This window comes from Sphingomonas xanthus (assembly GCF_007998985.1).
GTDB classification, from domain to species: Bacteria; Pseudomonadota; Alphaproteobacteria; order Sphingomonadales; family Sphingomonadaceae; genus Sphingomicrobium; species Sphingomicrobium xanthum.
Map to the genome: position 1 here is coordinate 1,403,391 of NZ_CP041659.1, position 20,598 is coordinate 1,423,988.

19 protein-coding genes and 1 tRNA gene are annotated in these 20,598 nt (G+C 64.5%); 9 read left to right on the forward strand and 11 right to left on the reverse strand.

All coding sequences use genetic code 11. The annotated features are described in order from the left end of the window. Positions 1-89 precede the first annotated feature (89 nt). Complete coding sequence (locus FMM02_RS07070; RefSeq protein WP_147494188.1) at positions 90-1,445, forward strand: hemolysin family protein; 1,356 nt, start codon at positions 90-92, stop codon at positions 1,443-1,445. Here FMM02_RS07070 and FMM02_RS07075 read toward each other — a convergent pair. The 3 genes from FMM02_RS07075 to purD all read right to left on the reverse strand — a co-directional run bounded on the left by FMM02_RS07075 (position 1,442) and on the right by purD (position 3,612). Beyond that, a complete protein-coding gene (locus tag FMM02_RS07075) occupies positions 1,442-1,924 on the reverse strand; it encodes a hypothetical protein (protein ID WP_147494189.1) in 483 nt (160 codons plus the stop codon). The two genes, FMM02_RS07070 and FMM02_RS07075, sit on opposite strands and share 4 nt — an antisense overlap. Before the next feature lie 123 nt (positions 1,925-2,047). Continuing rightward, positions 2,048-2,365: a hypothetical protein gene (locus FMM02_RS07080; protein WP_147494190.1), complete on the reverse strand. Its 318-nt coding sequence runs from the start codon at positions 2,363-2,365 to the stop codon at positions 2,048-2,050. Next, positions 2,362-3,612 (reverse strand): phosphoribosylamine--glycine ligase, encoded by a 1,251-nt coding sequence (gene purD, locus FMM02_RS07085; protein WP_147494191.1) that lies wholly within the window; start codon positions 3,610-3,612, stop codon positions 2,362-2,364. Before purD ends, FMM02_RS07080 begins: the two co-directional genes overlap by 4 nt. Between purD and xseA the strand changes: the two genes are divergently transcribed. The 5 genes from xseA (at position 3,611) to FMM02_RS07110 (ending at position 11,005) form a co-directional block, all read left to right on the forward strand. Further along, positions 3,611-5,017, forward strand: a complete 1,407-nt coding sequence (xseA, locus tag FMM02_RS07090; protein ID WP_147494192.1) for an exodeoxyribonuclease VII large subunit — start codon at positions 3,611-3,613, stop codon at positions 5,015-5,017. The two genes, purD and xseA, sit on opposite strands and share 2 nt — an antisense overlap. 6 nt (positions 5,018-5,023) lie before the next feature. Further along, entirely contained in the window at positions 5,024-5,233 is a 210-nt protein-coding gene (locus FMM02_RS07095) for a DUF2093 domain-containing protein (protein WP_147494193.1), read from the forward strand. A gap of 179 nt (positions 5,234-5,412) precedes the next feature. Further along, positions 5,413-8,538 (forward strand): TonB-dependent receptor domain-containing protein, encoded by a 3,126-nt coding sequence (locus FMM02_RS07100; RefSeq protein WP_147494194.1) that lies wholly within the window; start codon positions 5,413-5,415, stop codon positions 8,536-8,538. Positions 8,539-8,693: 155 nt separating this feature from the next. Continuing rightward, complete coding sequence (locus tag FMM02_RS07105) at positions 8,694-8,966, forward strand: hypothetical protein (protein ID WP_187107720.1); 273 nt, start codon at positions 8,694-8,696, stop codon at positions 8,964-8,966. A gap of 32 nt (positions 8,967-8,998) precedes the next feature. Further along, positions 8,999-11,005: a tetratricopeptide repeat-containing sulfotransferase family protein gene (locus tag FMM02_RS07110; RefSeq protein ID WP_147494196.1), complete on the forward strand. Its 2,007-nt coding sequence runs from the start codon at positions 8,999-9,001 to the stop codon at positions 11,003-11,005. Here FMM02_RS07110 and FMM02_RS07115 read toward each other — a convergent pair. Genes FMM02_RS07115 through FMM02_RS07125 form a run of 3 tightly spaced genes read right to left on the reverse strand, consistent with a single transcriptional unit; the run spans position 11,002 to position 15,114 of the window. After that, entirely contained in the window at positions 11,002-11,712 is a 711-nt protein-coding gene (locus FMM02_RS07115) for a 2OG-Fe(II) oxygenase (RefSeq protein ID WP_147494197.1), read from the reverse strand. The two genes, FMM02_RS07110 and FMM02_RS07115, sit on opposite strands and share 4 nt — an antisense overlap. Positions 11,713-11,750: 38 nt before the next feature. Continuing rightward, on the reverse strand, positions 11,751-14,330 hold the full coding sequence (gene clpB, locus FMM02_RS07120) for an ATP-dependent chaperone ClpB (protein ID WP_147494198.1): 2,580 nt from the start codon (positions 14,328-14,330) through the stop codon (positions 11,751-11,753). Positions 14,331-14,385: 55 nt separating this feature from the next. After that, positions 14,386-15,114, reverse strand: coding sequence for a D-Ala-D-Ala carboxypeptidase family metallohydrolase (locus FMM02_RS07125; RefSeq protein ID WP_147494199.1), 729 nt, complete (start codon positions 15,112-15,114; stop codon positions 14,386-14,388). Positions 15,115-15,172: 58 nt separating this feature from the next. Here FMM02_RS07125 and FMM02_RS07130 point away from each other — a divergent pair, with 58 nt between their 5' ends. Together FMM02_RS07130 and FMM02_RS07135 are read left to right on the forward strand one after the other, a co-directional pair. Then, positions 15,173-15,493, forward strand: coding sequence for a polyhydroxyalkanoic acid system family protein (locus FMM02_RS07130; RefSeq protein WP_187107721.1), 321 nt, complete (start codon positions 15,173-15,175; stop codon positions 15,491-15,493). 28 nt (positions 15,494-15,521) lie between these two features. After that, positions 15,522-16,832 (forward strand): FAD-dependent oxidoreductase, encoded by a 1,311-nt coding sequence (locus FMM02_RS07135; protein WP_147494201.1) that lies wholly within the window; start codon positions 15,522-15,524, stop codon positions 16,830-16,832. Here the strand turns inward: FMM02_RS07135 and FMM02_RS07140 are convergent. Next, on the reverse strand, positions 16,818-17,705 hold the full coding sequence (locus tag FMM02_RS07140; protein ID WP_147494202.1) for a mechanosensitive ion channel family protein: 888 nt from the start codon (positions 17,703-17,705) through the stop codon (positions 16,818-16,820). The genes FMM02_RS07135 and FMM02_RS07140 overlap by 15 nt on opposite strands. A 95-nt stretch (positions 17,706-17,800) precedes the next feature. Continuing rightward, positions 17,801-17,877, reverse strand: a tRNA-Pro gene (locus FMM02_RS07145). A 113-nt stretch (positions 17,878-17,990) separates the two neighbouring features. Between FMM02_RS07145 and FMM02_RS07150 the strand changes: the two genes are divergently transcribed. Further along, entirely contained in the window at positions 17,991-18,713 is a 723-nt protein-coding gene (locus FMM02_RS07150) for a PaaI family thioesterase (protein ID WP_147494203.1), read from the forward strand. Here the strand turns inward: FMM02_RS07150 and FMM02_RS07155 are convergent. Genes FMM02_RS07155 through FMM02_RS07165 form a run of 3 tightly spaced genes read right to left on the reverse strand, consistent with a single transcriptional unit; the run spans position 18,710 to position 20,597 of the window. Continuing rightward, entirely contained in the window at positions 18,710-19,495 is a 786-nt protein-coding gene (locus FMM02_RS07155; protein ID WP_425473684.1) for a class II aldolase/adducin family protein, read from the reverse strand. The two genes, FMM02_RS07150 and FMM02_RS07155, sit on opposite strands and share 4 nt — an antisense overlap. 26 nt (positions 19,496-19,521) lie before the next feature. Beyond that, positions 19,522-20,163: a maleylacetoacetate isomerase gene (maiA, locus tag FMM02_RS07160; protein WP_147494204.1), complete on the reverse strand. Its 642-nt coding sequence runs from the start codon at positions 20,161-20,163 to the stop codon at positions 19,522-19,524. 32 nt (positions 20,164-20,195) lie between these two features. Continuing rightward, positions 20,196-20,597, reverse strand: coding sequence for an acyl-CoA thioesterase (locus tag FMM02_RS07165; RefSeq protein ID WP_147494205.1), 402 nt, complete (start codon positions 20,595-20,597; stop codon positions 20,196-20,198). Between the last annotated feature and the right edge of the window lies 1 nt (position 20,598).

Genomic DNA, 20,598 nt, shown 5'->3' on the forward strand with positions numbered 1-20,598 from the left:
AACGGTGTGGTTCATCGATGGTTCCCTTGTTTCATTCGCGCACCGACTTGCGGGGCGCCCCATTTATCGGCATTGAACCCGCACCTGCCATGAGCGACGCGCTCCTTCCCTTTCCCTGGTTTGACCTCGTCCTGATCGTGGCGCTCATTGCGATCAATGGATTGCTTGCGATGAGTGAGCTGTCGATCGTTTCATCGCGCGAGGCCCGACTGAAGTCGATGGCCAAGTCCGGCTCCACGGGCGCCCAATGTGCCTTGGCGCTGGCAAGCGAGCCTGGCCGCTTCCTGTCGACGGTCCAAATTGGAATTACACTGATCGGAATCCTTGCCGGTGCCTATTCGGGCGCTAGCCTGGGTGAGCCGGTAGCCCAGCGACTGGCGCTGCTTGGTATGGAAGCTGAGCTCGCGCAGAGCGTCGGCTTCGGCCTGGTCATCGTGGTGGTGACCTACGTCAACCTGGTGATCGGCGAACTGGTGCCCAAACAGTTCGCACTGCGCAATCCGGAGGCGATTGCGGTGGTCGTCGCCCGGCCGATGGGCTGGCTGAGCAAGCTGACCGCGCCTTTTGTCTGGCTGCTCGATCATACCAGCGCGCTGATCTTCCGCATCGTCGGCCTCAATCGAGAGGCCAAGAACATGGTCACTGCCGAAGAACTCCACCTGGTCGTCGCCGAGGCGCAGACCGCCGGCGTGCTCGAAGAGAATGAGCGGGCGATCATTTCCGGAATCGTCCGGCTCGCCGATCGACCGGTTCGGGAAGTGATGACTCCGCGGATGGATATCGACTGGATCGATATCAATTACTCCGCCGGCGAAATTCGTTCGGCGCTTGCCGAAACACCGCATAGCCGGCTTCCGGTCGCTGAAGGATCGGTCGACAATATCATTGGCGTGGTGTCGACCCGCGACATGCTGACCGCCCTGATCGATGGCAAGCAACTCGACCTCAGGGCCTTGGTCCGGACAGCGCCGGTAATTCCTGACCTGATGGATGCGATGGACGCGCTTGCCGTGCTGCGGTCGGCGGACGTCCCCCTCGCGCTGGTCCATGACGAATATGGCCATCTCGATGGCATCGTGACGCCCGGCTCGATTCTGTCGGCGCTCGCCGGTGCATTCGCGCATGACATGGATGAAGGCGACGATCCGCCCTGTGTCGAACGCGAGGATGGCAGTTGGCTCGTTTCAGGTGCGGCGAGCGCCGACCTGCTCGAAGACCGCATCGGCGTATCAATCCCCGATGACCGCGACTACTCGACCGTGGCGGGCTTTGCCCTGTCGGTATTGAAGAGAATTCCGGAGACCGGCGAGACATTCAAGTTCGATGGCTACCGGTTCGAAGTGATCGACATGGACGGCCGGAAAATCGACAAGCTGCTGGTCAACCGGCCCAAGCGCCGCAAGAGCGAGGATGCGGCCGAAGACCGCGAACCTCAGGCAGATTAAAGCTTGCCGAACCGGGCCTCGTAGCCATCGATATCGCCCCGGGCGAGATAATCTGCCTGCTCGACGATCCGGTCACGGTTGAAGCGGCCGCGAAAGGCGCCGAGCGAGGTATCAAGCGCCTCGACCTGGCTAGATGAAAGCTTGGCGATCTGGTCGAACCGGCTGATGCCCCGCTCATTGAGCAGCGCCGCAAGTTTCGGGCCGACCCCCTTCAGCTTGACCAGGTCATCGGGCGTGCCGGTCGCGCCGGGAAGTTCCGCGTGGACCCGGGCATTGATCATATGGCCAGCAACGTCGCTTGCGGCGGCGGCGGCCTCATCAGTGATGGCCCGTCCTTCCCCACTTGCCATATGGGGGCGGATCGGCGCGCTGTCGGTCAATGAAACGCGCTGCCGTGGGCGAAAGATCAACAGGCCGACGATCAGCCCGATGACGATGGCAACGGCCAGGACCGGCCAGTTCAGCTCCATGAATTCCATCAGCTCAGATCCTTCGTTTCCAGCGGTTCGCGCGCCGCCGCAGTTCAACGATATATGCGATAATGAGGCCCAGCGCGAAACCGCCGAACGCGAGCATTTCGACTTCGATCAGCAATGGGATCATTACGACTTCCTCGGCTGGACGGCAGGAGTGGAATCGTCCCACCTGACTTCGAGAATGCCCGGAATGTCGTCGAGGATGCGGACCAGCTCGGCGCGCTGAAACGGATCGGCCGGGCCCCTCAATACCAGCCGGCGGGCAAGCGGCCCGCGCTCCATCCGCGCTTCGATCATCGGCAGCTCATAATAGACGAGGGTACGGCGGGCGATGGTTTCTGCCCGCTGCGCCATCCGCTCTCCGGCGCCCAGGGGGCCGTGCCACAGTGCGGCAAAGCCGGCGACTGCGCCCGCACCGATCAAGAAGATGCTGCGCTGCTTCACGCGATCCGCTCCAGTTCGCGCCAGCCGATATCGCGGCGGTGGAAGCCGTCGGCGAAATCGATCTGGGCAATGGCCTGATAGGCGCGATCGCGCGCTTCGCCGAGCGAGGCGCCCCGCGCGGTCACTGCCAGCACGCGTCCGCCGCTGGCGACCAATTGGTCGTCGGTCATGGACGTGCCGGCCTGAAAGACGGTAACTCCCGGCACCTGCTCTGCCCGGTTGATGCCGTCGATCGCCCCGCCCTTGGCCGGCGTCCCAGGGTAGCCCGCGGCGGCGATGATCACGGTCATGGTCGTGTCGTTCGACAGCGACGGCGCGCCGAAATCGCCGCCGGTCGCCACCGCATGGAGCAGTGCGGCGAAGTCGCCTTCGATCCGCGGCATGATCGCTTCGCATTCGGGGTCTCCGAAGCGGACATTATATTCGATCAGCTTGGGGCCTTCGGCGGTCAGCATCAGGCCTGCGTAAAGCACGCCGCTGAACGGAGTTCCCGAATCGGCCATCGCCTCGGCGGTGGGCGTGACAATTTCCCGCATCGCCCGCGCCTCCAGCTCGGCGGTTAGCACCGGCGCGGGGGAATAGGCGCCCATCCCGCCGGTATTGGGGCCGGTGTCGCCTTCGCCGACTCGCTTATGGTCCTGGGCCGAGCCGAGGACGAAGGCCCGCCTGCCGTCGACCAAGGCGAACAGGCTGGCTTCCTCGCCCTCCAGATATTCTTCGATGACCATCGGCCCGTCGCCGGCGGCGCGGACCGCGGCCTCGGCCTCGGCGCGGGTCATGGCGACGGTGACGCCCTTGCCCGCCGCGAGCCCGTCGGCCTTGATCACCACCGGGATGGAGAAGCGGTCGAGAGCGTCCAGCGCTTCGGCCTCGCGATCGACCCGGACATAGGCGGCGGTCGGGATTCCGGCGCGCGCGCACAAATCCTTGGTGAAACCCTTCGACCCTTCGAGCTGGGCGGCGGCGGCGCCGGGTCCGAAGGTAGCGATGTCGGCCGCGCGCAAGGCATCGGCGACTCCGGCGACCAGCGGCGCTTCGGGGCCGACCACCACCAGGTCGATGCCGCGCTGCTGCGCCAGTGCGACCACCGCCGCCGGATCAGCGGGGTCGATTGCCGCGCACTCGGCCCAGCGTGCGATCCCGGGATTGCCCGGCGCCGCGAGCAGCGCGGAACAGCTGAGCGATTGCTTAAGCCGCCAGGCCAGCGCATCTTCGCGTCCGCCCGACCCCAGCAAAAGGATGTTCATGCCACTCCCCGACGACCTCGACAGAACCGGCCTCCTAGCCGAGGCGAAGGGCGGGGACAACGCGCCGGCGCTGTCGGTTAGCGAACTGTCGGGCGCGCTGAAGCGGACGGTCGAGACGGCGTTCGGCCATGTCCGCGTGCGCGGCGAAATCAGCGGCTGGAAACGTCATGGTTCGGGCCACTGCTATTTCACTCTCAAGGATGAAAATGCCTGCATCGACGCGGTGATCTGGAAGGGCCAGGCGGCAAGCCTCGCGTTCCGCCCCGAAGACGGCGCGGAGGTCATTTGCACCGGCAAGCTGACGACTTACGCGGGCCGGTCGAAATATCAGATCGTGGTTACGCGGATGGAACTGGCGGGGGAGGGCGCGCTAATGGCGCTGCTCGACCGCCGCCGCCGCGCGCTTGCCGCCGAGGGCCTGTTCGACGAGGCCAGGAAAAGGCGGCTTCCATTTCTCCCCCGGCTTATCGGCGTGGTGACCTCGCCGACCGGCGCGGTGATCCGCGACATCCTGCACCGGCTTGAGCACCGCTGCCCGACGCGGGTGATGGTCTGGCCGGTGCCCGTGCAGGGCGAAGGATCGGCCGACAAGATCGCGGCGGCGATCCGCGGTTTTGCTAACATGGACCCCCGGCCCGACCTGTTGATCGTCGCGCGCGGCGGCGGCTCGATCGAGGATCTGTGGGCGTTCAACGAGGAAGCGGTGGTTCGCGCTGCCGCCGAATCGCCGATCCCGCTGATTAGCGCGGTCGGTCATGAAACCGATACGACGCTGATCGACTTCGCGTCCGACCGGCGCGCGCCGACCCCGACCGCGGCGGCGGAGATGGCGGTTCCGGTTCGCGCCGAACTGGCTGGCATGCTTGCTGAGGCACAGCATCGCATGGCCTCGACCATGGACCGGACATGGGCGCGGTTGGGCGAAAGGCTCGACCTTGCGGCGCAGCGCTGGCCCGAGGCGGCCAACCTGTTCGCGCCCTTTTCCCAGCGTATCGACGAGCTAGGCGATCGGCTGCCGCGCGGTCTCGTCCAGCGCACCGCCCATGCCCGCGCCGATCATGCCGAGGTGGCGCCCCGGCTGCAGCCGCGCCTGCTGACAGACCGGATCGCGCGCGGTCATGAAAAGCTCCTGTCGCTGTGGCGGCTGGCCGAGCTGGCGCATCCCGAACGGCCGCTGCAGCGCGGCTTCGTCCGGGTCACCGACCGGGCCGGGAAAACGCTGGTCCATGCCGCCGATGCCCGCGCAGCGGGGGCGATCGACCTTCATTTCGCCGACGGACGGGTTGCGGCCCAGGTCGGCGATTTGGTCGGACCCAAGGCCTTTCGTCCAGCTAGGCGGGTTGAGCGCAAGCCGTCCAATCCCTATCTGCCTGGACAGGCCGACCTGTTCGGCGATGAGGATTAGGACAGCATGTTGATGAGCGGCCGCCAGCGTGAGGCGAAGATCCATTATCTCGACGGCACCTTTCGGTTGCTGGCGACGGGCGACCATGTCCGCTGCGCGATCACCGGCGCGATGATCGACCTTGAGGAGCTGCGCTATTGGTCCGTCGAACGGCAGGAAGCCTATGCCGACGCCGCCGCAAGCCTCGAAGCGGAGCGTCGCGCGGGCAACATCTGACCCTGCACAGCGGTGTGTCCAAAATGTTACAACCGCTAATCCAAGTGTCGGCTACCATGCGTTTCGCCTTGCGCGATTTCCTCTGGCTCCAATAAGACGCAACCACTTGGCCAAGGTGCGTCCGCGCGCCTGGCAATGGTGCAAAGCCCGTTGGGGCGGAGCAAAGGGGAAGAAAAACAATGACTAGCACGTATCGCAACCGGCTGCTCGGAACGACTCTCTTGGTCGGTTCTGCGCTGCTTTCCACGCCGGCATTCGCCCAGGAAGTTCAGGAGCCGGTGGTCGGCGACACTCCCGCAGAAGCGGTCGACGAGTCGCGGGCCGAAGCCCCCACGGCGGCCGCCGCCCAGGAAATCGTGGTCACCGGTTCGCGTATCGCGCGTCCGAACCTGACCTCGAACAGCCCGATCGCGGTTGTCACCGGTGAAGAGACCGTCGAGAACGCCGACGTCACGCTCGACACCTTCCTCAACACGCTGCCGCAGGTTAACCCGGCCGGCACCACCACCTCGAACAACCCCGGCAACGGCGGTCAGTCGAGCGTCAACCTTCGCGGTCTCGGTTCCAACCGTAACCTCGTGCTCATCGACGGTCGTCGCCCGATGGTGTCGGCGACCGACCAGTCGGTCGACTTGAACACCATTCCGCAGGGCCTGATCGAGCGTATCGAAATCATCACCGGCGGCGCGGGCGCCGCTTATGGTGCCGACGCCATCGCGGGTGTCGTCAACATGCGCCTGAAGAACAATTTCCAGGGCGTCGAACTTCGTGGCACCTATTCGCAGTCGGTTCCGGAATGGGACGCGATGGAATATCAGGTCTCGGGCCTGCTCGGCGCCAACTTCGACGACGGCCGCGGTAACATCGCGATCTCGGCCGAAGTGTCGAACCGTGAAGACCTCGGCAAGGTCGAGCGTCCCTTCTCGGTCCAGGCAACCTCGACCACCGGCACTCCGCCGACCGGCCGTTACGTCGGCAGCTCCGGCAACGGTCTGACGGCTGCGCAGATCCAGAACTTCTTTACCACCCAATATGGCATTACCTCGGGTGCGCCGACCAGCCTCAGCCGCATCGGCTTCAACAGCGACGGTTCACTGTTCGGTGTCGGCGTGTTCAACACCCCGGAAGACGTCGTCAATTACAAGTATGATCCGCTCGGTACGGATCCGGCCGCTGCGAACCAGAACTTCTTCCCGGACTTCTATTCGTACAACTTCGATCAGACCAACCTCCTGGTCCTTCCGCTGAAGCGCAAGTCGGCCTTCATGCGCGGCCATTATGAAATCGACCGCCATGCCGAACTGTTCGTCCAGGGCGGCTACACCGAATATCAGAGCAAGACCGCGCTGGCGGCGACCCCGGTCGGCACCACGATCGAAAATCCGTGCGGCTCCAACCCGCTGCGCGCCAAGTCGACGCTGGTCGAATGCGGCCGTACGATCACCGGCCTGATTGCTCCGATCACCAACCCGTTCATCCAGGCTTCCGACCTTGCCTTGCTGCTGGCGCAGCGGACCGGTGACGATCCCGCGCTGACCGGCACCGGAAACCAGGAAGGCGTTCGTATCTCGAAGCGCTTCCTCGACACCGGTCTTCGTGAAACCGCCTTCGACAACAAGGTGCTGCAGGGCCTGATCGGCCTGCGCGGCGACATCGTCGACGGCTGGCGTTACGAGGCCTATTACAGCTGGGGCCGCACCACGATCAACAATGCCGCAAGCGGCAACGTCAACGTGCAGAAGGTGCTCGACCTGCTGGCGTCGCCGACCGGCGGTACCGACCTGTGCGCCGGCGGGTTCAACCCGATCGGCATCCAGCCGCTTTCCGCGGACTGCGTCGAGTTCATCAACGAAACCGGCTTCACCAAGACCGAGTTCACCCAGAACATCGCCCAGGCCTATGTCTCGGGCGACCTGGCCGAACTGCCGGGCGGCACGATGTCGATGGTCCTCGGTGTCGAGAACCGTCGCTTCCGCTACACCTTCGATCCGGGCGTCCTGTTCGGGCCGATCGCCGGCTTCAACACCTCGACGCCGGATAACGGCACCAACAACTTCCTCGATTTCTTCGGCGAGTTGTTGATCCCGATCGCCAAGGATGCCCCCTGGGCCCGCAGCGCCGAACTGACGCTTCAGGCTCGTCGTTCGACCGTGAACGCTAACGATATTGCCAATGGCGTCGATCCGAAGTCGAACAGCAGCTGGGCTTATGGTGCCACGCTGAGCTGGGAACCGATGCAGGAACTGCGTCTGCGCGGCAGCTATCAGCACTCGGTCCGTGCGGCGAACTTCGGTGAGTTGTTCTCGGGCGGTGGTTCGTTCCCGCAATATTTTGACCCCTGCTCGGTCACGTCGAACTTCCGCGCAGAGGGCGGCGCTGCGGCTACCGCGCTGTGCTCCGCGACCGGTCTCGGCGCTTCGGGCGCCAACACCTACGTTCAGACCCCTGGCTCGCAGGCATTCATCGGCGTCAATGGTAACCCGAACCTGAAGCCGGAAATCGGTGACACCTTCACCCTGGGTGCGGTGTTCCAGAAGTGGGGCATCACGGGGTCGATCGATTATTACAACATCCGCGTGAAGGACACGATCTTCTCGCCGGATCCGAACATGATCATCGCCGCCTGCTACGGCTACCATGGGGTCAATCCGGACCTGAACTTCGCCAACCAATATTGCTCGGATGGCGGAGCCAGCAACTTCTTCCGGACCCCGGACATCAGCTTCATCGCTATCCCGGACGCTCTGGGCGGCGACAGCAGCTACTTCCAGGCGGTCAACCAGGGCAAGATCAAGACCTCGGGTATTGACGTCCAGCTGGGCTACAGCCATCCGATGGACTTCATCGGTGCCGGCTCGCGCCTGACTGCCAACCTGCTCGTCAACTACCTCATCGACTATAAGGTTGAGGAACTGCCGGGCGTGACGATCGACTATGCGGGCACCGCTTCTTACTTCGGTGCGGGTCTGGGCACGAGCTTCCCTGAGTGGAAGGCGAACCTGAACCTCGCGCTGAACGTGAAGCCGTTCACCTTCTCGACCCGCATCCGTTACATCGACGGCATGGACAACCGGGCTTCGCGCCAGTTCCCGGGCGAAGACCTGTTCACCGGTCCGGACAGCGTGTTCTACTTCGACTTCGCCGCTGAAGCCGACTTCAAGCCGCTGACCCTGCGCATCGGCATGAACAACGCCTTCGACAAGAAGCCGGAAGAATATGCGCCGAACGTGCAGTCGGGCACCGACCCGTCGCTGTACGACGTGATCGGCCGCCGTGCCTATGTTTCGGCGACGCTCCGCTTCTAAGCGTCAGTGAATACGGACGGGACTTCGGTCCCGGCCGGACAGGAAGGGCGGGGCTTCGGCTCCGCCCTTTTTGCATTGGGCCGAACGGCCCTTCGGTATAAGCAGGCAATCGGATGTCAGGACGCTGCGAAGTCGGAGTATCGAATATGTATCGGATGACTGCGAAGTTCTTGTTCGGCCCCGCTGCGGCCGCGATGATGTTGACCACGCCGGCTTTCGGCCAGGCAGCAACGGCCGCCGGCCAGACCCAGGCCGCCCGCGCCGCCGACGACAATCGACTAATTTGCAAGAAGGAAGCGCCGACCGGCACCCGCTTCGGGAAGCGCGTCTGCCACACCAAGGCGGAATGGGACCAGATTCGGGCTCAGAGCCAGCGCGACGCCAAGGAAATGATCGACCGGCCGAAGATCGACGACTCGCGAGGCTAGTCCCGGCGCCGCCGCGCCGCTAGGGCTTGGGCATGACCGTGACCACAGCATTGGCGCAGGCCGCGCGCCTTCACGCCGCCGGAAAATACAGCGATGCCCTGCGCAGCGCGGAAGAGGCGCTCGCGGCCAACCCGCGGGACTTGGGGGCGCTTCGCCTGGTCGGCCTGCTCTATTGCCAGACCGGTGAGCCGGCGCTTGGCGCGGGCTTCCTCACCCAGGCGGTCAGCCAGGCGCCAAAGGACCTTCCGACGCGGCTCAATGCCATCCAGGCCCTGCTTCAGTCGGGCAAGGCCGCCGAAGCCGAAAAGCTCGCGGCCAGCGCGCCGCCCACGGCATCGGCCGACCTGTTAAAACTGCGCGCCGCCGCCGCGGCCCAGCTCGGCAATCATGATCGGCGGGTGGACCTGCTGAAGCAGGCGCTCGCGCTCGACGAGCAGGACTATGGTGGCTGGAACAACCTCGGCAACGCGCTTCACGATGCCGGGCGATATGACGAGGCGGTCACCGCACTGGAAAAGGCCCGCGACCTCAAGCCCGGCGATGAAGTGGTGCTGGGCAATCTCGCCCGGTCGATGGCCGCCACTGGCCGCGCCGGCGACGGCATCGCCGCGCTCGCGGCCATCGTCAAGGCATCGCCCAACGACGCCAAGGCGCACTGGCGGCTGGCGGAAGCGCTGCGCGAAGCCGGCGACAATGGCGGGGCGATCCAGGTCATCGGTCGCGCCGGGCAGCTCGACAACCGGGATCCCTTTATCTTCACCACCATGGGGGTGATATTCGGCAACCTCAACGACCTCGCCAAGGCGGAGCAGGCCTTCCGCTACGCGGTGTCAGTCGATCCGCGCCATGCCCCGGCCTATCTCAACCTCGGAATCCTCCTCGAACAGGGCAACCGGCTCGACGACCTCAAGGTGCTGATCCGCCAAATGGCCGACCAGGGGCTGCGCGGCGACGAAACGCGCTTCCTCGCCGCGCTGCTGCTGCGCCGCGACGGGAAGCTTGCCGACGCGCTGGAAATCGCCTCCTCGACCGAACCCGGGGGCTCGATCGACGACAATATGCGCGCCCACCTGATCGGCCAGCTCGCCGACAGACTCGACCAGCCGCAGCTGGCTTTCGACAGTTTCGTGGCGATGCATGAAGCATCGGCCCAATCGCCAACGGGCCGCCGGTTCGACGGCAGCGAGGTCCGGCGCGAAATCGACAAAGCCAGGGAGAAAGTGACCCGGCCTTGGTATGGCAGCTGGCAGGTGCCGCCATCGGCAATGGCCGGCCGATCGCCAGCCGCGCCGGCCTTCCTCGTCGGCTTCCTCCGGTCGGGCACAACGCTGCTCGACACGATGCTGATGGGGCATCCCGGCACCCATGTGATGGAAGAGGAGCCGATCCTCACCAAGCTGACCCAACAGCTCGATTCCGTAGAATCGATCGGCGCGCTCGATGAACAGGCGATCGCCGCGCTGCGCGACAGCTATTTCCGCGAAGCCGACAGCGTCGCGCCGGTGCCCGACGGCGCGCTGCTAGTCGACAAGAACCCGCTCGCCTCGCTGCGAGCCCCCCTGATCCATCGCCTTTTCCCCGATGCTAGGTTCATCTTCGCGCTGCGCCATCCGTGCGACGTGGTGCTCAGCTGCTTCATGCAGAATTTCAAGATCAACCAGGCGATGGCGAGCTTCCTGACGCTCGACAATGCCGCGCGCTATTATGATTCGGTGATGCACTTCTGGGCGAATGCGCGCGAGGTGATGCCGCTTAACGTTCACACCATCCGCTACGAAGACCTGGTTGCTGACCGTGAACCCGAACTCCGCCGCCTGGTCGATTTCCTCGGGCTAACCTGGGATGACCAACTCCTCGAACATGAGGATACGGCGGCGAAACGCGGCTATATCCGCACCCCGAGCTATGCCCAGGTCACCGAGGGGATTTACCAGCGCGCCTCCGGACGGTGGGAAAAATATCGCGAGCAGCTGGCCCCTGTTCTGCCGATCCTGGCGCCTTGGGCCGAAGCCTTCGGCTATGATCCGATCGAGCTTTAACCGCGGCTGCGTAGCCAGCCGGTAACCGATAACCGCGCCCTGGGCGCGTAGCTGGCGACTTGGGAAACGCTGTGCGGCTGGCCGACCGCGAATAGCGTCAGCATGTTGAACCGGGGGACGAAAGCTTCGATCCGCGGCTCATCCTCGCCCGGGAAGTGGAGCAATCCGCCCCATTCGGCACGCCAGCCCCCGGTCAGGCTCAGCACATAAGCGAAATGCCGTTGCTTGCCCTCGACCGCATCGTCGTGGCGGGTCAGGAAATGGCCGGGGCGGTAGCGTGTCGCTTGGCAATCGGCGAAGTCGATCGCGTAGCACCCGGTCACCGAGCGAAGCCAGCCGCGCGCCGGGTCGCCGCTCATGAAGGTCGCGAAGCGGTGAAGCGCGCTATCGTCGCGCTGGTCGGCATCGTCAGGAACGCGAATGGTATCGAAGCGGAACTGAAAGCCTTGACCGGCTTCGCGGTCGACCTTCTGCTCCAGCGCGCTGCGCTGTTCGGCGGGCATCGAGTCGAGCGCGTTCGCGTCCAGCTCATAGACATTGTCGCCGGCGTTGAGGACATGGCGCCATGGCGCGCTGTCGGGTAGTGCCGAAGCAAGCATCTCGGCCGCCTCCGGCACCAGGAAATCCGCGACCTGCACCCGGCCGCTTGCAGCCAGTTCCGCTGCGATCGATGCCGTCTCCAGCGAAGGATTGAGCGCGTAAGTCATCGCCGTTCTGGTGCGCAAAGCCGGTGGCGGCGTCAATCTCAAGCCGGCGTCATCACCAGCTTGCCGTCGCCCTCGTCGACCTTGACCGTCGCCCCGTCCTGAACCCGCCCGGCAAGAATCTCGTCCGCTAGCGGGTCCTGGACATATTTCTGAACGGCCCGCTTCAGGGGCCGGGCGCCGTAGACCGGATCGTAGCCGACGCGCCCAAGCCAAGCGCGGGCCGCGTCGGTCAGCTCAAGTCTGATCTTGCGGTCATCAAGCAGCTTTTGCAGCCGAGCGACCTGGATCTCGACGATCGGCCCCATGTGGCTTGCGCTCAGCCGGTGGAACAGGATGATCTCGTCCAGCCGGTTCAGGAATTCGGGCCGGAAATGGCCGCGGACCACCTCCATCACCTGCGCTTCGACATTGGTTGGATTTTCATCCTCCCCAAGCGACGCCAGATATTGCGACCCGAGATTGGAGGTGAGGATGATGATCGTATTGGTGAAATCTACCGTGCGGCCCTGCCCGTCGGTCAGCCGGCCGTCGTCCAGCACCTGCAACAAGATGTTGAAAACGTCGCCATGCGCCTTCTCGACCTCGTCGAACAGCACGACTTGGTAGGGACGGCGCCGGACCGCTTCGGTCAGGACGCCGCCTTCCTCATAGCCGACGTAGCCCGGCGGTGCGCCGATCAACCGCGCAACCGCATGTTTCTCCATGAATTCCGACATGTCGATGCGGACCATCGCCGCCGGATCATCGAACAGGAATTCGGCCAGCGCCTTGGTCAGCTCGGTCTTGCCGACACCGGTAGGGCCAAGGAACAGGAAGGAACCGAGCGGCCGGTTGGGGTCCTGCAGACCGGCGCGCGCGCGGCGGACCGCGGCGGACACGGCTTTCACCGCGTCCTGCTGGCCGATGACCTTGGCGCCGATCGCCTGCTCCATAGAAAGAAGCTTGTCGCGCTCGCCCTCCATCATCCGTTCTACCGGAATCCCGGTCCAGCGGCTGACTACTCCTGCAATGTCCTGGTCGGTCACTTCTTCGCGCAGCATTGCCCCCTTGGAGGCGTGGGCTGCGTCGGCCAGCTTCTTCTCCAGCTCGGGGATGCGGCCATATTGCAGCTCCCCCGCCTTGGCGAGGTCGCCGGACCGCTGCGCCTGCTCAAGTTCGATCCGCGCCGCGTCTAGATCGGCCTTCACGGCCGCTTCGCCGGCGATCTTTTCCTTCTCGGCCTGCCACCGGGTGGTGAGTTCAGCCGACTGTTGCTCGAGATTGGCGAGTTCCTGCTCAAGCGTCGCGAGCCGGTCCTTCGACGCGGCATCGCTTTCCTTCTTGAGCGCCTCCCGCTCAATCTTCAGCTGAATGATCCGCCGGTCGAGATTCTCGATCTCCTCGGGTTTCGATTCGACTTCCATGCGGAGCCGAGAAGAGGCTTCGTCCATCAGGTCGATCGCCTTGTCGGGCAGGAAACGGTCGGAGATGTAGCGGTTGCTAAGCGTCGCCGCTGCGACCAGCGCCGCATCGGTGATCCTCACCCCATGATGAAGCTCATATTTTTCTTTCAGCCCGCGCAGGATCGAAATCGTGTCGGGCACCGTAGGTTCGCCGATAAACACCGGCTGGAAACGTCGTTCCAGTGCCGCGTCCTTTTCGACATGCTTGCGATATTCGTCGAGCGTGGTGGCGCCGATGCAATGCAGCTCGCCTCTTGCCAGCGCCGGCTTCAACAGGTTGGAGGCGTCCATCGCCCCCTCGCTCTTCCCGGCGCCGACGAGGGTGTGCATCTCGTCGATGAACAGGATGATGTCGCCCGCCGCCTGCTTCACTTCGTCCAGCACGCCTTTCAGCCGCTCTTCAAACTCGCCGCGATACTTCGCCCCGGCGATGAGCGACCCCATATCGAGACTGAGCAGCCTTCGGTCCTTCAGCCCATCGGGGACATCGCCATTGGCGATGCGCAGCGCGAGGCCTTCGGCGATGGCGGTCTTGCCGACGCCCGGTTCGCCAATCAGCACGGGATTGTTCTTGGTCCGGCGAGCCAGCACCTGGACGGTGCGGCGGATCTCCTCGTCGCGGCCGATGACCGGGTCAAGCTTGCCATCGCGCGCGGCGGCGGTGAGATCGCGGGCAAATTTTTTCAGTGCGTCATAACGGTCCTCGGCGCCTTGCGTATCCGCAGTCCGCCCGCCGCGCAGCTTGTCGATCGCTGCGTTGAGATTTTGCGGGGTCAGGCCCGCACGGCCCAGCGCGTCGCCGACTTCGCTGCCCTTGGCCAGCGCCATGGCGAGGAGGATCCGCTCGACGGTGACATAGCTGTCGCCCGCCTTGACGGCGATTTCCTGGGCTTTGTCGAGCAGACGGATGAGGTCGCCATCGACGCCCGGCGCCTGGGTCGCGCCGCTGCCGGTCACCGCGGGCTGTTTGGCTACCAGCATATCGACCTCGCGCCGCGCCGATGCCCCGTCGCCGCCCGCGGCGTTGATCAGCCCGACCGCCATGCCCTGCTCATCGTCGAGCAGCGCCTTGGCATAATGGGCGGGGGTGATGCGCTGGTGATGTTCGCGCACCGCGATGGTCTGTGCTGCCTGAAGGAAACCACGCGCGCGGTCGGTCAGTTTCTCAAGATCCATAAGGTCCCCTCATCTTCCGAGGCGATGTGGTGTGTTGGTCGCCCAACACAAGGGTTCATTGCAGCGGCGGCTGCGGGTCGCTGGTCGCTGGCATGACCGCGGGCGCTTGCGGATCGGCGGGTGACGCGGTCGCCGTGACCACTGGCGGACGGACGATCGGCGGGCAGTGGGACGCAACCGCCGGGTCCATATTCCAGCGACGGAATTTGGACGTGTCGACATGGAATCGAAGAAAGGCGTAGAAGCCGAGGCCGACGTGATAGGCCGCGCCGCGGCGGCCATGGGCCGCGCATAGCGTCTGCATCAACCGTTCACGCGTAATCGCGCGCAGGGGCACCAAGTCGACCGCCGAATAATGTTTGTGGGCGCTTTCCGGCGCTCCGCCCGCGCAGACATTGAGAAGCGGGTTGCGATAACCGGACACCGGCTCGACCGCGCCGACCGCCGGGACGACAAAATCGCGGATATAGCGCAGCGTCTGGACGATGTTCGGCCATTGGAGCGTCGGGGGAATCTCGAACGGCTGCTCGCCGCACCGGGCCCAAGAGGTGGCTGTGCGCAGCAACTGCCAGGTCGGGACGACCTCCGATACCTGGTGGGTTTCCAGATAATCGTTGAAGGCCTTGACCTGTCCCGCGCGCGCCGGATGGGCAAGATACCAGCTGCGGTATCCGGGCTCGTCCTGACCCGCCGTAATATAATCGGCAACCGGACTGGCGGCGGGCGGCTGGGCCAGCGCGGGGGTCGACAACAGCAGGAACAGGGCGGCAAGCCAGCGGATCATTCCCCATTGAACAGCGCTGGCGATTGAAATGCAACGCAGCGCGCCTCATGTTGGCGCAATGCAGCGCCCGATCGACGTCGACCTTCCGCACAAGCTTGGCCGCGACGAAGCGCGCCGCCGTATCGCAGGCAATATCCACAAGTTGCGGGATCATCTTCCTGACAGTGCCGGCCAAGTCGACGCCAACTGGGCGGGCGATCGGCTCAACCTGGCGGTTCACGCCATGGGCCAAGCGGTCGAGGCGGTCATCGACGTCGAGGACAGCAAGGTTCATTGCCGAATCCAGCTTCCCGGAATGCTGGCCCTGTTTGCCGGGCCGATCGAACGGATGCTGAAGCTCAAGGGCAGCGACTTGCTGCTGGAGGACAAGCGCGACTAGGCTCCGCGAAGAACAGCGGGAGTCGGACATGCGCCATTTCGCGATAGTCGGATCCGGGCCGGCCGGCTTTTATACCGCCGAAGCCTTGGCCAAGGCCTATGGCGAGGAGGCCCGGATCGACATCATCGACAAGCTGCCGGTGCCATATGGCTTGATACGGTTTGGGGTCGCGCCGGATCACCAGTCGATCAAGGCCGTGTCGCGCCGCTACGAAAAGGTTGCCGAAGAACCGACGGTCCGCTTCATCGGCAATGTCGGGGTCGGAACCGAAATCGCGATCGAGGACCTGAGGCGCTGCTATGACGGCATCGTCCTCGCCACCGGCGCACCCAATGATCGTTCACTGGGCATCGAGGGCGCAGACCTCGCCGGAGTCGTCGGCTCTGCTGCGTTCGTCGGCTGGTACAATGGGCATCCGGACTTCGCCGATCTCGATCCACCGCTCGATGGCGCGGAGGCGGCGATCATCGGCGCCGGTAATGTCGCGCTAGACGTCGCCCGCATCCTGTCGAAAACCACCGCGGAACTCGAGGGTTCGGACATTTCCAGCCATGCACTGGAAGCGCTTGAGCGCTCGGCGGTGACCACCATCACCATCGTGGTCCGCCGCGGACCCCACCAGATCGCCATGACCCCCAAGGAACTTGGCGAGCTCGCCCATCTGGAAGAGGCGGCGCCGAACGTCGATCCCGCCGACCTGCCGCCGGTCGCCGACGATGAAACGCTGGATCCGGGACAGCGCAAGTCGGTGACGCTGCTCCGCCAGTTCGCGGACACGCCGCCCGACGGTTCCAAGCCCAAGACAATCATCTATGATTTCTTCGCCCGACCGGTCCGGATCGAGGGCGACAGGCGGGCGGAGCGGCTGATCGTCGAGCGCACCAGCGTCGATGCAGCCGGCAACAGCATCGGAACCGGCGAAATCTACGCCATTCCGGCGTCGCTGCTGGTCAGCTGCATCGGCTATCAAACACCGCCGATCCCCGCCGTTCCCTATGACGAAAAGCATGGTCGTTTTCTCAATGACCATGGCCAGATCGACGAGCAGCTCTATTGCGTCGGCTGGGCGCGCCGCGGTCCTACCGGAACAATCGGGACCAACCGACCCGACGGTTTCGAAGTGGCGGACCAGCTTGCCGCGGCGATGCCGCCGCAGAGCGATGGCGGGAAACGGGGTGGAGCGATGCTGGACGAGCTGTTGGCGGCGCGGGGCGTGCAGGCGACCAGCTTTGACGACTGGCGGATCATCGAGGCCGCCGAAACCGCCGCCGCCCGTCCGGGAAGTCCCCGCGAGAAGATTGTCCGTCATTCGGAATGGCTGGAGCTATTGGGACGGTAGGGCCGGCCACGCCTTGACGTGAATATCCCGCTGCGGGAACGGGATTTCCACCCCATGTTTCTTGAATGCGCGCCAGACCTGCTTCAGCACTTCCGACCGGACGTTGCCGACGCCTCCCTCGGGATCTGAAATCCAGGCCTGGATTTCGAAATTCACCGAATTGTCGCCGAATTCCTTCAGCCATACCGTCGGCTTGGGCTTCTTGAGCACCCGGCTGGACCCAGTGGTGCACTCGAGTAGCAGCTTTTCGACCAGTTCAAGGTCGCTGGCATAGGATACGCCGATAGGAATCTGGATGCGCACATTCTTGCTGCTGTAGGACCAGTTCTCGACCGGTTCGGTCATCAGTAGCTCGTTCGGGATCAAATGTTCCTTGCCGTCGCGGGTGATCACCGAAACGGCGCGCACACCAATCTTGCTGATCGTGCCGAAATGATCGCCGACCACGATCACGTCGCCGGGTTTGACCGACCGGTCCATCAGCAGGATCAAACCGGCGATCAGGTTGCCGAAGGTCTTCTGAAGTCCGAACCCGACCGCTAGCCCCAGCGCGCCCGAAAACACGGCTAACGTACTGAGATCAAAACCGATCAGGTCGACGCCCATCATCAGTGCGGTGCCGATAATCGCGATTCCCGCGATCTTCTCCATCAGCAGCTGCTGAGCGGGGTCGAAACGCCGCGATCGCCGGACGCCCTTTTTTACGGCCCAGAAGGCGACCCGCGCAACGACGAGGATGACAATGCCGATCAGCAGCAGCATCACCCCGTCGGCCAGGGAATAGCGCGACGAGCCGACCGATATCGCCAGCATGTCCAACTGGCGCCAAGCGTCCGCCACGGCGGGTATTCGTGCTGCTGTCTCGCTGACCATGCGGCAACCATAGACGAAGCGATGCCAGGATCGCGAATCCGCATGCTACCGGCCGCTGTCCAGCGGCCGGCAACTCCATTCGATCAGAAGAAAAATGGTCGGGGAGAGAGGATTCGAACCTCCGGCCCCTGCCTCCCGAAGACAGTGCTCTACCAGGCTGAGCTACTCCCCGACCGGGCTGCCGGACCGATGGTCCGGTGCAGGGTCCGCGCTCCCTAGCTGGCGTTATGGGGTCTGGCAAGCGCCGCATTTGCGGGGGCCGGCATCGAAGCGTAAAGCATGGCCATGAGCGCACAGTCCGACGAGGTGGAAGTTCATCGCCGCTTCCGTGGTCCGCCAACCTCAGGCAATGGCGGCTATGTTGCAGGGCTAGTCGCCGAATGGATCGACGGACCGGCGGAAGTGACCTTGCTTGCGCCGATCCCGCTCGAAGTCCCGCTTCACCGCCGTCTCGACGATGTCGAGGTGACGCTGTTCGATGCGGAGCGAAACTATGCCCGGGCCCGGCCCCTCGACGAGCCGCTCGGCATTGACCCGCCTGCTCCGCCGGGCGTCGAAGAGCTGGAGGCGGCGGCCATGGCATTCCCGGGCCCCGGCGGCCACCCGATCCCGGGCTGCTTTGTCTGCGGCACAGAACGTGTCCCGGGCGATGGGCTTTGCGTTTATGCCGGCGAAAGTCCGCACCGCGATGTCGCCGTTGCGGAATGGACGCCCGATGAAAGCGTGGCCGACGACCATGGCCATGTGGCGACCCGCTATCTGTGGTCGGTGCTCGACTGTCCCAGCTATTTCGGGCTGTGCACGCCCCGGCCACTTGCGCTTCTGGCCCGGCTGTCGGCGCGGATCGATCGGCCGGTTCGGGTCGGCGAACGGCTGACCGTCACCGGTTGGGAAGAAAAACGCGAGGGTCGCAAGCACCACAGCGCGACGGTGATCCATGACCAGGCCGGGGACGTCGTCGCGCTTGCCAAGGCGCTGTGGATCGAAGTCGATCGCATCCCCGCCTAGGTCGCGAAGCCGGGATCCAGTCGGTAGGCCTTCCGCTTGAGCGCCGGCCAGGCGAGCAGGTTGGCGGCCATGGCCAGACCCGCGGCGCCCTGTTCGGCGGCCAGCTCGGCGGTGCCTTGCGGGGGGTTGCTGACCCGGTCACCCGCCGACAGGGCCATGATCTGGGCCTGGCAGGCGCGTTCGATGAAATAGAGTTTCACGAAACATTCGCCGACATTGCGGCCGACTGCCAATGTGCCATGGTTCCGAAGGATCATCCCGCCCTTGTCGCCAAGGTCCGCGACCAGCCGCTCGCGCTCGTCGAGATCGGTGGCCACTCCCTCATAGTCGTGAAAAGCGAGGTCGGAGCGGACGAGCATTGCCGTCTGCGTCAGTGGTAGCAGGCCTTCCTCATGAGCCGCCACGGCCTGCCCGGCGGGTGTATGCAGGTGCATTACCGCATGGGCATCCTCGCGCGCCATGTGGATCGCCGAATGTATTGTGAATCCGGCCGGGTTGGTGATGAACGGCGTCGGTCCGACCGGGTTGCCATGGATGTCGACCTTGACCAGCGATGACGCGGTCACTTCCTCGAACATCAACTGGTAGGGGTTGAGAAGGAAGTGATGTTCCGGCCCCGGGACGCGCGCCGAAAGATGGGTGAAAATCAGGTCGTCCCAGCCATGATGCGCGACCAGCCGGTAAGCCGCCGCGAGGTCGACGCGGATCGCCCACTCCTCCTCGCTGACCTTGGCTTTCATGTCGGGAATATCGACCTCGGCCAGCGCCCGGACCTCGTCCATTCCCTTGTTCATCGTGTCGACGCGGCTCATCGCGGTTGCTCCTGTCGGTCGGGGTGGGCAGCGGCGAACGCCGGGTCGGCGCTGGCAGTTTCGTCGGCCCGGAGGAGGGTCGGGTAGGCGTCCAGCGGCACGGAGAACCGGCGGGCGTTGTAAAGCTGCGGTACCAGGCAAATGTCGGCGACGGTCGGCGATTCACCGAACAGATATGCGCCGGCGCGCGGCGCTGCCATCGTTTCCAGCGCGGCCAATCCTTCCGCGATCCAATGGCGATACCATTCGTCGCGCGCCGCTTCGCCGATCCCGAGTTCGCCGCCGAGATATTTGAGCACGCGAAGATTGTTAAGGGGGTGGATGTCGCAAGCGATGGTCATTGCCATGGCTCGGACGTGCGCCCCGTCCGCCGGATCGGCAGGCATCAATCGCGGCTCGGGGAATTTCTGGTCGAGATAGACGATGATTGCCAGGCTTTGCGTCAGCAATTGCCCATCGATTTCGAGGGCAGGAACGAAGCCTTGGGGATTGAGCGCGCGATAAGATTCGCCGCGCTGCTCGCCGGACACGAGGTTGACCATTTGCTGGTCGTAGGCGACGCCCTTGAGATTGAGCGCGATCCGCACCCGATAGGAAGCGGAGGAGCGGAAATAATCGTGAAGGACGGGACGAGCCATGGCTTGAACCTGCGCTTGGGGCGGCCGGTTCGTCAATCGCCGGTGAATGGGGCGATGACGTCGGGCGGCACGCGGATCGGCCGGCCAAGCGCCCTGTCGATGATCGCCCATTGCGTGACTGCGCGGACCCTAACCTTGCCGTCCGTGCCGACAAATTCCATGTGCCGGTCGAACCGTGCGCCCTTCGGCGCATTGCCGACCCAGGTCCGCCCGATCAGCGTTTCGCCTTCGAAGGCGGCGCGCAGATAATCGATTTCGTGCCTGACCACGACCCAGATATAATCGTCCTGGTGGTCGGGCGCGGCGACGCTGTACCAGTGGGCCAGCGCCACCTCCTGGATCCACTGGACCCAGACGGCATTGTTGACATGGCCAAGTTCATCGATCGCTTCGGCCGGTGCGACGATGCGATGCTCGAAGACCGGCCGGCCCATC